At 37.1% G+C, this 16,047-nt stretch carries 13 protein-coding genes and 1 pseudogene; 10 read left to right on the top strand and 4 right to left on the bottom strand.

Annotated features, from left to right (window positions below; all coding sequences use genetic code 11):
* The first annotated feature begins 18 nt into the window (after nucleotides 1–18).
* The 8 genes and pseudogenes from J2X31_RS07405 to J2X31_RS07375 all read left to right on the top strand — a co-directional run bounded on the left by J2X31_RS07405 (nucleotide 19) and on the right by J2X31_RS07375 (nucleotide 10,636).
* Entirely contained in the window at nucleotides 19–1,314 is a 1,296-nt protein-coding gene (locus J2X31_RS07405) for an immunoglobulin domain-containing protein (protein ID WP_310025668.1), read from the top strand.
* Nucleotides 1,315–1,329: 15 nt separating this feature from the next.
* Nucleotides 1,330–1,473: pseudogene (locus J2X31_RS18225) on the top strand (IS3 family transposase); the annotation flags it as partial.
* A 466-nt stretch (nucleotides 1,474–1,939) separates the two neighbouring features.
* Nucleotides 1,940–2,122 carry a CAL67264 family membrane protein gene (locus tag J2X31_RS07400; RefSeq protein ID WP_310025667.1) on the top strand — a complete coding sequence of 61 codons (183 nt, stop codon included), beginning with the start codon at nucleotides 1,940–1,942 and terminating at the stop codon, nucleotides 2,120–2,122.
* Nucleotides 2,123–2,379: 257 nt separating this feature from the next.
* A complete protein-coding gene (locus J2X31_RS07395) occupies nucleotides 2,380–5,178 on the top strand; it encodes a T9SS type A sorting domain-containing protein (protein ID WP_310025666.1) in 2,799 nt (932 codons plus the stop codon).
* A 226-nt stretch (nucleotides 5,179–5,404) separates the two neighbouring features.
* Nucleotides 5,405–7,099 carry an energy-dependent translational throttle protein EttA gene (ettA, locus tag J2X31_RS07390; protein WP_310025665.1) on the top strand — a complete coding sequence of 565 codons (1,695 nt, stop codon included), beginning with the start codon at nucleotides 5,405–5,407 and terminating at the stop codon, nucleotides 7,097–7,099.
* Between the two features lie 67 nt (nucleotides 7,100–7,166).
* Entirely contained in the window at nucleotides 7,167–9,341 is a 2,175-nt protein-coding gene (locus tag J2X31_RS07385) for a tetratricopeptide repeat-containing hybrid sensor histidine kinase/response regulator (RefSeq protein WP_310025663.1), read from the top strand.
* Between the two features lie 102 nt (nucleotides 9,342–9,443).
* Complete coding sequence (locus J2X31_RS07380; protein WP_310025661.1) at nucleotides 9,444–10,382, top strand: YihY/virulence factor BrkB family protein; 939 nt, start codon at nucleotides 9,444–9,446, stop codon at nucleotides 10,380–10,382.
* Nucleotides 10,383–10,474: 92 nt separating this feature from the next.
* Nucleotides 10,475–10,636: a lmo0937 family membrane protein gene (locus tag J2X31_RS07375; protein WP_310025660.1), complete on the top strand. Its 162-nt coding sequence runs from the start codon at nucleotides 10,475–10,477 to the stop codon at nucleotides 10,634–10,636.
* A 251-nt stretch (nucleotides 10,637–10,887) separates the two neighbouring features.
* On the opposite strand, the gene J2X31_RS07370 is transcribed toward J2X31_RS07375, so the two are convergent.
* Nucleotides 10,888–11,412 carry a DUF8685 domain-containing protein gene (locus J2X31_RS07370; RefSeq protein WP_310025658.1) on the bottom strand — a complete coding sequence of 175 codons (525 nt, stop codon included), beginning with the start codon at nucleotides 11,410–11,412 and terminating at the stop codon, nucleotides 10,888–10,890.
* A 141-nt stretch (nucleotides 11,413–11,553) separates the two neighbouring features.
* Between J2X31_RS07370 and J2X31_RS07365 the strand changes: the two genes are divergently transcribed.
* Together J2X31_RS07365 and J2X31_RS07360 are read left to right on the top strand one after the other, a co-directional pair.
* The gene (locus J2X31_RS07365; protein WP_310025655.1) at nucleotides 11,554–12,003 is read left to right on the top strand and encodes an META domain-containing protein; all 450 of its coding nucleotides are present in this window, start codon (nucleotides 11,554–11,556) and stop codon (nucleotides 12,001–12,003) included.
* 134 nt (nucleotides 12,004–12,137) lie between these two features.
* Nucleotides 12,138–12,308, top strand: a complete 171-nt coding sequence (locus tag J2X31_RS07360) for a lmo0937 family membrane protein (protein ID WP_310025653.1) — start codon at nucleotides 12,138–12,140, stop codon at nucleotides 12,306–12,308.
* A 90-nt stretch (nucleotides 12,309–12,398) separates the two neighbouring features.
* Here the strand turns inward: J2X31_RS07360 and J2X31_RS07355 are convergent, their stop codons facing one another.
* From J2X31_RS07355 to J2X31_RS07345, 3 genes are all read right to left on the bottom strand, one after another.
* Nucleotides 12,399–14,204 carry an acyl-CoA dehydrogenase FadE gene (locus tag J2X31_RS07355; RefSeq protein ID WP_310025652.1) on the bottom strand — a complete coding sequence of 602 codons (1,806 nt, stop codon included), beginning with the start codon at nucleotides 14,202–14,204 and terminating at the stop codon, nucleotides 12,399–12,401.
* Between the two features lie 175 nt (nucleotides 14,205–14,379).
* Nucleotides 14,380–15,561, bottom strand: coding sequence for an acetyl-CoA C-acyltransferase (locus J2X31_RS07350; protein WP_310025650.1), 1,182 nt, complete (start codon nucleotides 15,559–15,561; stop codon nucleotides 14,380–14,382).
* A gap of 110 nt (nucleotides 15,562–15,671) precedes the next feature.
* Nucleotides 15,672–15,929, bottom strand: coding sequence for a four helix bundle protein (locus tag J2X31_RS07345; protein WP_310025649.1), 258 nt, complete (start codon nucleotides 15,927–15,929; stop codon nucleotides 15,672–15,674).
* Between the last annotated feature and the right edge of the window lie 118 nt (nucleotides 15,930–16,047).

The raw sequence follows: 16,047 nt of genomic DNA, 5'->3' as shown, positions 1-16,047 counted from the left end.
TAACCCAAACCCACAAATATGAAACAACTTTACCTTTTTATTGCAGTTCTATTTATAGTTTCTTCAAGCTATTGTAATACAAATCTTTCAGAATTAGATTGTGATTTAGTAATCAATACACCCATTTCCAACACAGCTTATATTTGTGATGAGTCAGTTACATTAAGTGTTGCTGCAACAGGTTCTATGCTTACTTATCAATGGTTTTTTAATTTTTTACCTATTAGTAATGAAACTGCAAATACAATTGTTGCAACTGTTCCCGGATTATACGATTGTGTGATTACGAGTGAACTGTGTTCCGAATATGTAAACTTTACCGTTTTGGCGGCAACTATACCCATCATCACCAGTCAGCCTACCTCACCAACGGTATGCCAGGGAGGCCCACTTTTCTTGTCCGTTAGTGCTATTGGAGAAAACCTAACCTATCAATGGTTCCATGATGATCTACCAATTATAGGAGCTGATTCAATGTATTTGACAATTAATACAGTGACGCAGGCTGATGCTGGGGATTATTACTGCAAAGTGTCTTCGGGATGCTCTGTGAATTCTGCCGTTGCTCATATTAGTGTTAATTACGTCACTATTACTAGCTTTCCAATTGACTTTGTAGGATGTGAGGGAGCAACTTTTATTGCCTACATAGAAACGGTAGGAACTGTAGCGAGCTATGAATTGTATCGAAATAATCAGCTTGTTGAAGGAGTAACAGGCAACATGCACAGCATTACGCTTGCAGAAGATACCGCAGGTCAATATTCTTGGACAGTGATTACTCCAAGTTGTCCTCCGACTGTTACCAGTTTTAATGTCTTCATGGCGCCATCTGCTACAATTGATGCCGAAGCCAATCAATCCTTTATTGCTGGGCAAACCTTGGCCGATTTGGAAGTTGCAGGTGATTTGATAAAATGGTCTGCTACTGAGCAAATAAACTTCGAAGACCTTTTGCCTTCCACAACCCCGCTAGTAGATGGAACCACTTATTATGCTTTTGCTGAATCATTGCAATCGTTATGTATGTCGGATGTTTTGGCTGTTACAGTACATCTTGAATTAGGTATAAACGGCCTAAACAAATCAGCATTGCAGTATTATCCAAACCCGGTAAAGAATACCTTGAACTTCAAAACCGAAAGCTTTATCAACACTATTGCGTTGTATAATATGGTGGGGCAAGTGATGATGTATAAAAACATCCATAATCAATCAGGTATTTTAGATATGGATGCACTTCCACAAGGACATTATATCCTGAAAGTAAACACAATGGAAGGGGAACAAAATTTTAAAATTTTAAAGGAATAAGAAAAATCAGAACTCTTTTATACTCAGAAATTCAAATCAATTAAACATCTAAAGCAAGAAATAAAGCAGTATATCGACTATTACAATAACGAACGGATCAAGTCAAATTTAAACAAAATGAGCCCGATAAAATATCGAGCTCACTATTATCAAAATTAATTATAAATTTGTCTAAACTTTTGGGTGCAGTCTAGTTAAGGACGCATTTTTTGTTTAAATAGGAATAACAGACCCTATCATATCACTTTTTGTTCAAAAGGAGGATAACTGTACATTTTTAGAAATACATCTTGATACCTAATTTTTATATAAAATACCTATAATTAGGTATTGTGGTTTGTGAATTTGTAAGTTACTTTTGAAAAATATACAGTTTGTTTAGTTATAGTTTTTGTTAGAGCATCCTAATGGCTAAAGGGGATGCTCTTTTTTTGTAAAGTAGAATTTAGTATCTGCCAATGCGATCATAATTCAATGTTTTAAAGATTCAAATTGGGAGTCTAAAATCACTATTTCGATTAGTTCTTAAAAGATGATTCACATTAATTCTTGAAATTTTACAAAAACATAAAACTTTTTATTTCCTTAATTATTTCCCGATATTTGCCCCTCTAAAACAAAAACTATGGGAATGAATAAAAACACCATCCTCGGATGGGCAACTTTTATAATGATAATGATGGGACTTTTACTGATTGGACTTGGAGCTTTCCGATATGATGATGTGGCAGGCTGGGGTTTTGCAGCTGTAGGAATTGGCTTTTTTTGCATTGCTTGGGTATTCAGCTCACTCAAGGGCAGGGTCTAAAAAACAACTCAAGTAATCTTCTAATCCGCTTTCGAGCGGATTTTTTTGTCTTATAGTTCATGGGTATTCAAAACATTTAATATCATTCTTTATTTCAATCGGTGGCTCTGCATAAATTTTTCACCATTCTAAAAAATTAGTGGCTATCTTTTAGAGGCGTGTTCAAAGTCGGGTAGGGTTTTTTATAGCTAATTTGTTGTAATAGGGAAATACTTCCTCTTTCTCGGAATTATTTTAAACCTAAAACCTAATATAACATGAAAACAAAATTATTTTTAATAGGACTCTTGTCCTTCTTGTATGTGAGTTCCCAAGAGAGTAGGCTGGTGGAAGTACAGGACTCTGATAAGGAAGCTTTAGCTCTTAAAGACACTCCTTTTTATGACGGCAGAAACTCCAATCTTGATTTAGCTCCTACAAATGATGAATGTGATACCGCTATAGAACTCACAATAAACAATGATTACAGTTGCGGAACCGTTACTCCGGGAACGCTTTTTGAAGCAACAGACTCTGGAATTGAAGGGGAAATAGGAACTGCCAACGATGACGTGTGGTTCTTTTTTATCGCAACAAACGAAATGCATAAAGTTTCATTGGAAAATGTTCAAGGCAGTGTGGTAATGGAACTTATGAGTGGAACTTGCAGCAATTTGAATGTTATTGCCTTCACCAGTTCTCCAACTATGTTGGTTGTTGGAAATCTTGAGGTGGGAACTCCTTATTATGTTAGGGTATATTCATCTTCGGACGAACCTCAAGAAACTACTTTTGACATCTGTGTAGGAACGCCTCCAGGACCACCATCAAACGATGATTGTGCAAATGCAATACCCCTTACTGTAAATACCGATTACCTTTGCGGAACAGTAACAGGAGGTACTATTCATTCAGCTACTGATTCTGGAATTGAAGCCGATTTTGGCCAAGCCGATGATGATGTGTGGTTCTCTTTTACAGCATTAGCATCCACACATAAAATTCAAGTTAACAATATTGTAGCAAGTACATGGCAAGGAATGGATCTTGCAATCGAAGTATTTGCAGCAGAATGTACGGGTAATTTGGTAGTAAGCAGTGATCCTGAAACTTTCATTGTTTCTAATCTGGTGCCAGAAACCGTATATTATGTTAGGGTTTATTCCTTTTATGATTACATTGTAGATACAACATTTGATATCTGTATTGGAACACCACCACCACCACCCGCCAATGATGAATGTTCGGGAGCTGTAGCTTTAACTGTTAGCCAAGCGGTTTTTTGTTCATCGCCTACATCAGGAACATTACAATCTGCAACCGATTCTGGGGTTGAATGGCAAGAAGGAAATGCAGACGACGATGTTTGGTATTCCTTTGTAGCTTTATCAACCTCACATCTGATATTTCTCCAAAACATTCAAGGAAATGATACCGATCTGGCTTTTGAAGTGCTTGGTGGAATTTGTGGCGAACAAAACAGTGTTCAAGGATTTTATGCCAATAACGGAATTGTAGATGAACTTGAAATCGGCAACACCTATTATGTGAGGGTTTATACCTATTACGATAACCCAAATCCAAATACTATTTTCTCTATCTGTATTTCTACTCCAGGTCCACCACCAGTAAACGATCAGTGTGATGCTGCAATAGAACTAACGGTTAATGAAGATTATAACTGCCAGTCCATCACTTCGGGAACAATAACATTTGCTACAGATTCCGATATTGAAACCAATACAGGAAATCCAGATGATGATGTTTGGTACCGGTTTACCGCTCTTTCTGATACGCAAAAGGTGTCTTTATTAAATATAGTAGGAACTACATCCGATTTTGTCATTGAAATATTTGATAGCGAATGTGGAGGAGAAATTATAGTGTCTAGCGATCCTCAAACCTTTGTGGTGGATGAACTTTTTGTTGGATCAGAATATTTCCTTCGTGTTTTTACATACAGTTCTGAATTCCACTTTGCCAATTTTGATATTTGTATCGGAACAATGCCCCAATCACAACCAAACGACGAATGTGAGGATGCTATACCATTGACAGTAAACACGAACGGACTTTGCGAAGTGACTACTACCTCTTCTTTGGCCGCTGCAACCTATTCTGGTATTGAAAGCGAACAAGGAAGCCCTGATGATGACGTGTGGTTTTCATTTGTTGCAACGGGAACAAGCCATAAATTGTTGATAACAGAACAGGATGATTTTGAAACTTTGTCAATCGAAGTCTTTGATGGAACTTGTGGAGAGTTCATCCTTATCAGTAATCCAGAATCTCCTTTTGTAGATGATCTTGAGATTGGAACCACTTATTATGTTAGAGTATTTTCCTTTTCACAGGAACCTGTGAACACAACTTTCGGAATCTGTTTAACCCAACGACAGGTAGCTCCAGTAAACGATGAGTGTGAAGGTGCAGTTACTCTAACTGTTGATGCAGACTATTGTAATGGTGTTTTAAACAACGGAACCAATCTGGGAAGTACAGGTTCCGACTGGGATTCGTCAATTTGTATGAATGATCCGCAAAATGACGTTTGGTTCAGTTTCACCGTTCCTGCAAATGTTGCCTCTGTAAATATCTCGACCAATTTTACAGGAGCAAGCATCAGCAATACTATTATTGCCTTATATAATGGAGCTTGTGGCAATTTAACAGAAATGGAATGTAACGACAACGACGGAAATTCTGCAATGTCAACTATTGAAGGTGCCGAAGTAAATGTTGGCGAAACCTATTATGTGAGAGTGGTGGGATATTCACAACTAGATGAAGGTAATTTCTGTTTAGAAGTTACAACAAATGAAAACCTATCAAAGGATGATTTCGAGAAAAATACGTTGAAGGCCTATCCAAATCCTGTGAAAAATTTATTGAATTTGAGTAATGCATCAGAAATTAGAGATGTTGCAATATTCAACCTTCTAGGTCAGGAGGTGGTTGCAAAAGCAGTAAATGCCAACAATGCCCAACTGGATTTGTCACAATTGACAACGGGAGCCTATCTGGTAAAAATATCATCTGATAATGCTATACAAACCATCAAGATTATAAAAGAATAATTTGTTAATTGTTTTTAGGTGCTTAAGTCCTGTAAGAAATTGCAGGGCTTTTGCTTTTTTATAATGACTCCAATACCATTAGAAAGTGAGTTCCTAATATTGCAAAATCATCTTTGCATTGTTTTTATTTAAAACTATCTTTGTAGCTCAAGAATTAAACAATAGCAATAAGAAATAAAAAATAGATAATAAAAAAATAAGTAATAACAATAAGAAATAAAAAAACATGTCAGACGATAAGAAAGTAATATTTTCGATGCAGAAATTGAGTAAGACCTACTCAAGCAGCGACAAGCAGGTATTAAAGAACATCTATTTGAGCTTTTTCTACGGAGCAAAGATTGGTATTTTGGGTCTTAACGGTTCTGGAAAATCTTCCCTTTTGAGGATTATTGCAGGAGTCGATAAAAACTACCAAGGAGATGTAGTATTCCAGCCAGGTTATACAGTTGGATATTTGGAGCAAGAACCACAATTGGACGAAAGTAAAACCGTTATCGAGATTGTTCGTGAAGGTGTTGCCGAAACAATGGCAGTTTTGGAAGAATACAACCAGATTAATGATTTGTTCGGACTTGAGGAAAACTATTCCGATCCAGATAAAATGGACAAGCTAATGGACCGTCAAGCGGCCTTGCAGGACAAGATTGATGCTCTTGGTGCTTGGGAAATAGATACGAAATTAGAAATAGCAATGGATGCCCTTCGAACTCCAGATCCAGACACACCAATCAAGGTGCTTTCGGGAGGAGAGCGTCGTCGTGTGGCACTTTGTAGATTGTTGTTGCAACAGCCAGACGTATTATTGCTTGATGAGCCTACCAACCACTTGGATGCCGAAAGCGTACTTTGGTTAGAACAACACTTGGCCCAATATGCAGGAACCGTAATTGCCGTAACCCACGACCGTTATTTCCTTGACAATGTTGCCGGTTGGATTTTAGAGTTGGATAGAGGAGAAGGTATTCCGTGGAAAGGAAACTATTCTTCTTGGTTGGATCAAAAATCAACGCGTATGGCTCAGGAAGAAAAAGTGGCTTCGAAGAGAAGAAAAACACTTGAACGTGAGTTGGACTGGGTGCGTCAAGGAGCAAAAGGAAGACAAAGCAAGCAAAAAGCACGTTTGCAGAACTACGATAAATTATTAAACGAAGATCAAAAGCAACTCGACGAGAAACTGGAAATCTATATCCCGAACGGACCACGTTTGGGAACAAATGTGATAGAAGCTTCTAGCGTTGCAAAAGGATATGGCGAAAAATTATTATACGATAATTTGAATTTCACTTTGCCACAAGCAGGAATCGTTGGAATCATCGGGCCAAATGGTGCCGGAAAATCTACCATCTTCCGAATGATCATGGGCGAGGAAACACCTGATGGAGGTGCATTCTCTATCGGCGAAACGGTGAAGATTGCCTATGTAGATCAATCGCATTCTAATATCGATTTGAATAAATCCATTTGGGAAAACTTCGCAGACGGACAGGAATTGATCATGATGGGTGGAAGACAAGTAAATTCAAGAGCCTATCTATCCCGTTTTAATTTCGGCGGAAGCGATCAAAACAAAAAGGTATCCATGCTTTCGGGTGGGGAAAGAAACCGTTTGCATCTTGCCATGACTCTAAAAGAAGAAGGAAACGTGTTGCTACTGGATGAGCCAACGAATGACTTGGACATCAACACGCTTCGTGCCTTGGAAGAAGGTTTGGAAAACTTTGCAGGATGTGCCGTTGTAATTTCGCACGACAGATGGTTTTTGGACAGAATTTGTACTCATATCCTAGCTTTTGAAGGCGATTCTGAAGTGTATTTCTTTGAAGGAAGCTTCTCTGAATACGAAGAAAATAAAAAGAAACGTCTTGGTGGCGATTTGACCCCAAAGCGAATCAAATACAGAAAATTAATCAGAAACTAAATTTTTTATACTAATCCCGACTTAATGTTGGGATTATTTTTATATTTTCATTCGAAATTTTGCTGAAGTGAAAAGATTCATTACCACACTGTTATTTTTTGCAATCTCCTTTTTATACTCCCAAACACCAGAGCGTGAAAGGAAGAGTATAGAAAAGCAAATTATAGAAGCAGGTGTGCATTACAGGAAAGACAATTACGAAAAGTCATTGGAGCTTTCCAAACAGGCTCTTGTGAGATCTTTCAAAATCAATGACCCCTATCTGATAGCACATTCATATAACTCTATTGGTGTTATCTACGATGATTTTTCTCAATCCAAAAGGGCAATCGAGTTTTATGACAAGGCCCTGAAATATGCCAATAAAACAGAAAATGATTCCTTGAAGGATTGGGTCTACAGCAATTTGGGAAGTGCCTACTATTATAATAAAATTGATGTCAAAAAGGGAATTGCCTACTACAAGAAATCCCTTTTCTATGCAGAAAAGATCAAAGACAGTACGGAAATTGCCTATACGAAACTGAACCTTGCCAATGCTTATTTTTCCTATGATGATTTTGATATAGGGTATGAATACTTGAGCCAAATCAGGTCATATTTTGAGAATAAAGGCGATGCAGAAGGGAAATTCTACCTGTTTAACTGTCTTGGTGTTTACTACAGCAGCCAAGGGCAAAACGAGCTAGCAGAGGACTTTTTTTTCAAGGCGTTAAAAATTGGAAAAAAAGAGCAAATGGACGGCTTGGTTATGGATGTATACGAAAACCTTTCAGAGCATTATAAAAAATACAACCAACCGAAGTTGGCATTTGTATATGAAAAAAAGCGAAAAGCGGTTAACGACACACTTTTTTCAGAAAAAAAACTGCAAAGCCTTGAAAAATATGCCATAGAAATTGAACTCGACGAATATAAAAGCCAGTTTGAACGCATTGAAGTAGAGAATGCCACACAGCAGGAAAAAATATCCATAACCAAAACGGTGAGCTTGCTGATGTTTGTTATTTTGATTGTTATGCTGTTATTGCTCTATACTTTTTATAAAAGCAACAAATTGAGAAAAAAACTCAATGCCGAACTCACAAAAGCCAATGAGGAACTAACACTTGCCAACAAGAAAGCAGAGGAAAATGCCGAACTAAAAAATCAATTCATATCAACTGTCAGCCATGAATTAAGGACACCTCTTTATGGAGTGGTGGGTATTGCAAGTATTATTCTGGAAGAACATAAAAAATTGGTCAACAACAACCATTTGCATTCGTTGCGGTTTTCGGCAAGGTATCTTTTGGCTTTGGTCAACGATATTTTGCAGATCAGCAAGATGGAAGAAAACAAAATCGTCTTGGAAAACAGTGTATTCAATTTGAAAGAAGAAATCAATACCATCAAAAACTCGCTCCATTTTATTGCCGATGGAAATGAAAACACACTTACAGTTGAATTAGATCCAAGAATTCCTAAATACCTCATTGGCGATGAATTGCGTTTGTCGCAAATTTTGATGAACCTTATCAGTAATGCACTCAAATTCACATTGAAGGGAGAAGTAAAGATTATTGTCCTGTTGGATAGGATTGAAGGCGATGTTTATTTTATTACCTTCAAAGTAAAGGATAACGGTGTAGGTATTACCAAAGAAAACCAAGAGAAGATTTTCGAGAAGTTTGTGCAGCTCGATCGAAGAAGTGGCGATTATCAAGGAACCGGTCTCGGACTAACGATTGTAAAAAGGCTCATTGAACTTTTTGAAAGCAAAATTGAAGTTGAAAGTCAGGAGAACAAAGGCACACAGTTTACCTTTACAATTGGTTTTGAACTGGCTGTAGAAAAAGTGCAACCATCAAAAAAGATGAAACAACCAATTTCTAACCTGCATATTTTAGTTGTAGAAGACAACAAAATCAACCAAATGGTGACACAAAAAGTTATCGAAAGGCAAAAGCATACCTGCAAAATCGTTGACAACGGACATGAAGCTATAGAAATTGTACAGCAGGAAACATTCGACGCTATCCTGATGGACATCAATATGCCTATCATTGATGGGTATGAAACAGCTAGAAACATCAGAAACCTGGGAATGAAAATTCCAATCATTGCTTTAACAGCTTTCGATAAGAATGAAGTTTTAAAAAAGGCTACCGAATCAGGCATAGACGATGTGGTCATAAAACCATTTAGCCCTACTGAATTGTTCGAAGTGATTTTTGCCCATATTCAAAAAAATCAGGAATGATATAATTGTTTTAGAAGTAAAAATCTTATAACTATAATTTTTTATTGTGTAATGTATTCCTGTGGTCTAATATTTATTTTTACAGCGTAAAACCTTTACAACATGAAAAGAAAAACACTGTTCAAGAAATCCTGGGGATTATTAAAATCTACTTTTACCGAATTTGATACAGATAATGCAATCAAACTTAGTGCTTCGTTATCCTATTATACCATTTTTTCATTACCGCCTTTGTGCATCATCATTTTATACATTTGTGGAATTTTCTTCGGAAAAGACGCCGTTAGTGGCCAATTTTTCGGACAAATAAACGGAATGGTTGGGAACGATGCAGCCATTCAAATTCAAGAAACCATCAAGAACATCGAGCTTTCAGACAGTAACATTTTTGCAGCCGTCTTTGGAGGTGTCATGTTGCTCATTGGAGCATCTGGGGTTTTTGCAGAGATACAAAGTTCCATCAATTTTATATGGGGATTAAAGGCAAAACCAAACAAGGGAATCATGAAATTTATAAAAAACAGATTGATGTCCTTTTCAATGATAGCAGCAGTTGGATTCCTGTTATTGGTCAGCTTGACTGTCAATACTGTAATGGATGTCTTGAATGCAAGATTGGTATTGTATTTTCCAGACGCAACGGTTTACCTTTTTTACATCCTTAATATCCTGATTTTATTTGCAAGCACAACCATATTGTTTTCTATCATCTTCAAAACTTTGCCCGATGGCGATATCGCCTGGAAAGATGCCCTGATTGGATCCAGTTTTACATCGGTTTTCTTTATGATAGGTAAATTTGCCATTGGATTCTATCTAGGAAATTCAACTGTTGCAACAGTTTATGGAGCGGCAGGTTCGGTGGTGATCATCTTGGTTTGGGTCTATTATTCAGCCATTATATTATACTTTGGAGCAGAGTTTACAAAGGTTTATGCCCGAATGTATGGCAAAAAAATCATCCCAAATGATTATGCCGTAGAAATCCAGAAGGAAATTTTCGAGATAGAACCTGTAGAAGAAAATAAGCCCAACAATTAATCTTATAACTTTTTGAAAATATTCTATAACAAATTAGAGGCACTAAAAAGCCAACTTTGTAATAGATAAACCAACAAATAAAACACAACACCATGGGAAATTTATTATACACGATAGCAGTAATTTTAGTAATCATCTGGGCAATTGGATTCCTTGGAGGATTGGTTACAGGAAGCATTATTCACCTGTTGTTGGTAATTGCGGTAATCGCAATACTATTTAGACTTATTCAAGGCAGAAGGCCAATTGATTAAGCATTTGAAACGTACATTTTTGTTTTGTAGATAAACCTAATTGGACGTAACTAGATACATTAATATCCCTATAAATGTATTTTTTTATAAAGATTATGTTTTAATTGTTTTTGGTGAACGACCCTTCGATTTTATCGGGGGGTCGTTTTTTTATAGGTATTTGCAAAACACTTTTTGTTTGAAATATTGCTTAAAATTAAAAGCTTCTAAAACAATATAATAGAAGCTTTAATTTAAATTCTATTCAAGTATTACTTTGATTTTTCTCCAACAAAATAATCGGAGTTCGATTTAAACAATACATTAAAAGTAGTGAGACTGCCATAAATTCTGGTGATGTATTGCTGCAGATCAACCTTCTCACTGTTGTCCAAGTTGCTGGCGTTTATCTTTTGTTCCATCACCCTCAATCGGTCGCGAACCATCACAATTTTATTGAAGAAGGTATCAATTGGAACTTCTTTTCCTTGAACGCCTGCTTGTCCGGGTGCTAAAACCAGATTGCCACCTTTCCATTTATCGGCAATTGGAACTATTTCCGTCACATCCGACCATTTTCTCAAGATCTTTTTCAGGCTCGTTTCAACATCATAAAAACTAATGGTGTCCACTTCGTTCTCTGCCGCTTCAATCACTTCAAATTCACTGTTTAAAGCGATGGTTTCTAGTCCGTTTTCTATAAACGTAACCCAATATTCTTTGGTTGAAACATTTGTAACAACACCTTTCCCATATTCTGGATGGTTTATTCTGGAGCCTATGCCAAGTATTTTCATATCGTTTGTATTAGTTTTTTACGAAAGTAGAAATCTATTTCAAGGAATCCAAAATTTGTATTTATTTTAAAACTCTTTCATTTAAAAAGATGTAATTTTAAGAAATAGATTTATCAGATAAACATAAAAACAAACAACATTATGAAAAAGCTTATTTTACTATTGTCCATTACTTTAGGACTTTTGACTTCCTGCAACTCTAAGAAAGCAGTTGTACCAAGTGGCTCTCAATCATTAGAGGGAAATTGGGAACTGACGTATATTTCAGGACCGAGGATTGCATTTGATGGTTTGTATCCGAATGAGAAACCCAACATCACCTTCAATATCAACGAAAATCTGGTAGTGGGAAAAAACAGTTGCAACAATTACTCTGGTTCCTTCAAGGCAGAGGCCAGCAAGATTACTTTTAACGAAAGTGGTATGGTTTCTACCAAAATGTTCTGCGAAGGTGCAGGGGAGAGTACTTATATGAATACCCTTCAGAAAATAAATGGCTATTCGATCAGCGAGGATGGCAAGACGCTAACGTTGCTTACGGGTGATGTTGCCATGATGCGATTTGAAAGAAAATATGCGGTGATGAATTAAGTGGTCTAATTCTGTAACATTAAAAGTTAATACTGTAAAAAGAAAACTGTAGTAATAGTATAATTTAGTAGTATTAAAATGATGCAATAAAATGCATTAAAAAATCAAAACTAAAACCAATAAAATTTAAAGTTATGGGAAATTTACTTTACACAATCGCAGTTATTTTGGTAATCATTTGGGCATTGGGATTCTTCGGAGTTCTTGGAGCTGGAATTGCCACTGGAGGATTAATCCACATTCTATTAGTAATCGCAATCATTATTGTATTGCTAAGAGTTATTCAAGGTAGAAAACCGCTATAATAAGCACTTTCTATTATAAACAAAACCGTCTCGTTAAATTTAACGAGACGGTTTTTTCATTACAAACTATATTAAACCTACTAAAAAATTCTAGAAGCAATATTCATTTTCGGCAATCAATTTTGATGCAATCGTTTCACGCAAACCAACAACATTAGGAAGGTTGGTATATTTTGTAAAACGTTTCAATCCCATCAGCATCATGCGTTGTTCATCGCCTTCAGAGAACGAAGCAATTCCTTCTTTTCCTTTAGAGTTCACGATGTCAACTGCTTTGTACAGATACAATTGTGCCATTGCAATTTGCTCTTTTACGTTTTCAGCACCTTTTGATTTTGCCAATTTCTCGGTTCTCAAAATCACCGATTCCGCCATATAGATTTCAATCAGGATATCAGAAGCGGCCATCAATAATTGCTGGTGAGCATCCAAATCCGGACCATATTTTTGAACCGCGGCACCAGCTACCATCAAAAATACTTTCTTTAAATTAGCTACTATTCCTTTCTCTTCTGCAAATAATTCTGAGAAATCAGGTGTATTGAAATCAGGAATTCCCATCAATTCTTCCTGTACTTTCATCGCTGGACCTAACAAATCAACGTGACCTTTCATGGCTTTCTTTACCAGCATTCCTACCGAAAGCATACGGTTGATTTCGTTTGTACCTTCATAGATTCTGGCAATTCGGGCATCTCTCCAAGCACTTTCCATCGGAGTATCTTCAGAAAAGCCCATTCCTCCAAGAATTTGGATTCCTTCATCCGAACAATTTTGGATATCTTCTGAAATCGCTACTTTTAAAATAGAACATTCAATGGCAAATTCCTCAACACCTTTCAATTCTGCATCTTGATGGCTTTCGCCGTTTGCCACTCTTGCTTCAATTCGTTCTTCAACATTTTTTGCAGCACGGTAGGAAGCACTTTCGCCAGCATAACAGGAAGTTGCCATTTCGGCAATTTTAGCACGGATGGCTCCAAAATTTGAAATTGCAGTATTGAATTGGATTCTTTCGTTTGCATATTTTATTGCTCCAGAAGTTACTCTCCTTTGTGCATCCAAACAGGCGGCACCTAATTTGATACGACCCACATTCAAAGCATTCATTGCTATTTTAAAACCATTTCCTCTTTCAGAAAGCATATTTTCAACCGGAACTTTCGTGTCGCTGAAGAAAACCTGACGGGTAGAGGAGGCACGGATTCCTAATTTATGCTCTTCCTCGTTCATCGAAATTCCGTTTGAAGGATCGTTTTCTACGATAAAACCGGTAATGTTTTTGTCATCTCCAATTCTTGCAAACACAATGAAAACACTGCAGAAGCCTGCATTAGAAATCCACATTTTTTGTCCTGTGATTTTGTAATGTGTTCCGTCTTCTGATAGAACGGCTTTTGTTTTTCCAGAATTAGCATCCGAACCCGCTCCAGGTTCTGTCAAGCAATAGGCTCCGAACCATTCGCCAGAAGCTAATTTTGGAACATATTTTTTCTTTTGTTCTTCGGTACCATAAAGGGTAATTGGCATTGTCCCAATTCCGGTATGAGCTCCAAATGCTGTCGAGAACGAACCTGTTGCTCCCGAAATATAATCGCAAACGAGCATCGTGGAAACAAATCCCATTCCGAGTCCGCCATATTCTTCTGGAACTGCAACTCCTAGAAGTCCCAATTCGCCTGCTTTTTTCATACACTCTTCGGTGAAAGCGTAGTCTTTGTTTTCAAAGCGGTTTTTGTTCGGCCAGATCTCTTTGTCCACAAATTCCTTGACCATCTGTTTCATCATCAATTGCTCCTCCGAAAAATCTTCTGGAGTAAAGATGTCTTCGCTTTTTGTTTCTTTTACAAGGAATTGACCACCTCGTGTAACTTGTTTTTCGATTGTATCAGCCATTTCTTATTATGTTTAGTTTTTTTGTTTCTAAGTAATTTATAATCCAATTTCTCAATCTTGTCATTCTGACGAAGGAAGAATCTTCACAAGTATTTCAAATTGTAACGGAGATTGCTTCGCCAGTTCGCTATCGCTCGTGTCTTCCTTCGTCAGAATGACAAAAGGCAGGAGCTAGTTACAACATTTCATAAACCCCTGCAGCACCTTGGCCAGTACCCACACACATCGTTACAATACCATATTTGTTTCCTCTGCGTTTCATTTCATCAAATAATTGAACAGAAAGTTTAGCTCCTGTACAACCTAGTGGATGCCCAAGTGCGATTGCTCCACCATTCACATTTACAATTTCTGGGTTGATCCCTAATTCTCTGACAACTGCCAAAGATTGAGATGCAAAAGCTTCGTTTAATTCAAATAACTCTATATCCTTTAAAGACATTCCAGCTTGTTTCAATGCTTTTGGAATTGCTTTCACGGGTCCGATTCCCATAATTCTTGGTTCAACTCCAGCGGCAGCATAACTTACCATTCTTGCTATCGGTTCCAGGTTTAATTCTTTTACCAAATCTTCTGACATAACCATTACAAAAGCAGCACCATCGCTCATTTGTGAAGAACTTCCTGCTGTAACGCTTCCATCAGCTGCAAAAACAGGTCTTAGTTTAGCTAATGCTTCTAAGTTTGTATCGGCTCTTGGACCTTCATCTTTAGAAACAACATACGATTTTGTCGCTTTCTTTCCGTTTTCATCGATATACGTTTGCTCTACAGTAATCGGAACAATCTGCTTATCGAATTTACCTTCTGCTTGTGCTTTCAAAGCTTTTTGGTGTGAGTTGAAAGCGAATTGATCCTGGTCTTCACGAGAAACATTAAATTGTTTTGCAACGGCTTCCGCTGTCAATCCCATTCCCCAATAATAATCTTCGTGGCCTTCTTTTGCTACGGCATAATCAGGAGTTGGTTTGTAGCCTCCCATTGGGATAAAGCTCATGCTTTCGGCACCACCAGCGATAATACAATCTGCCATCCCTGATTGGATTTTTGCAGTTGCCATTGCGATAGTTTCCAATCCCGAAGCACAATAACGGTTTACTGTAACACCGGGAACGTCATCGATTTTCAATCCCATTAAGGAAATTAATCTAGCCACGTTCAAACCTTGTTCGGCTTCGGGCATTGCATTTCCGACCATTACGTCGTCTATTCTTTTCTTGTCAAAATCAGGCAGTTCATTCATCATATATTGAATGGTTTCGGCTGCTAATTCGTCGGGACGTTTGAATCTGAATACTCCTTTTGGAGCTTTTCCAACTGCGGTTCTGTATGCTTTTACTATATAGGCTGTTTTCATAATTTATGAGTATTAAGATTAGAGTATTAAGTATTAAGACTTTCAATCTTTGGTTGTATTGGTATTAAGATTGGAGTATTAAGAATTAAGACTTTTAATCTTTGTCTTTATTATTTTGTTGTGTTTAATGTTTTTTGAAAGGCGAAATTCATATTTGAAACTTCGACTAGCTGATTAATGATTGGTTGTACTATTTCTTCACTTGCTAATTTTAACCGTTTGGCTAAAATTAGTTGTGTAATCAATTCAAATGTTGAGCCGTTTGCGATTCTTAAAAACTGAATGAATTCTTTATTATGATTTCTTCCTGAACCTTCTGCTATGTTGGAAGGGATTGAAACTGCACATTTCTTAATCTGATGAATCAAATTGAATTTTCATCATTCGGCAAAAGCGAGGAAACTTGATAAACTCCAACTGCTATGTCCATTGCTTTTTGCCAAATCTTCAGCTTCTCGAAATTATGCATGGCTAAAATGTTATCTT

Origin of the sequence: Flavobacterium arsenatis, assembly GCF_031456785.1 — a bacterium.
GTDB classification, from domain to species: Bacteria; Bacteroidota; Bacteroidia; order Flavobacteriales; family Flavobacteriaceae; genus Flavobacterium; species Flavobacterium arsenatis.
The sequence above is the reverse complement of the archived record's forward strand: the minus strand, read 5'-3'. Positions and strand labels throughout refer to the sequence as shown.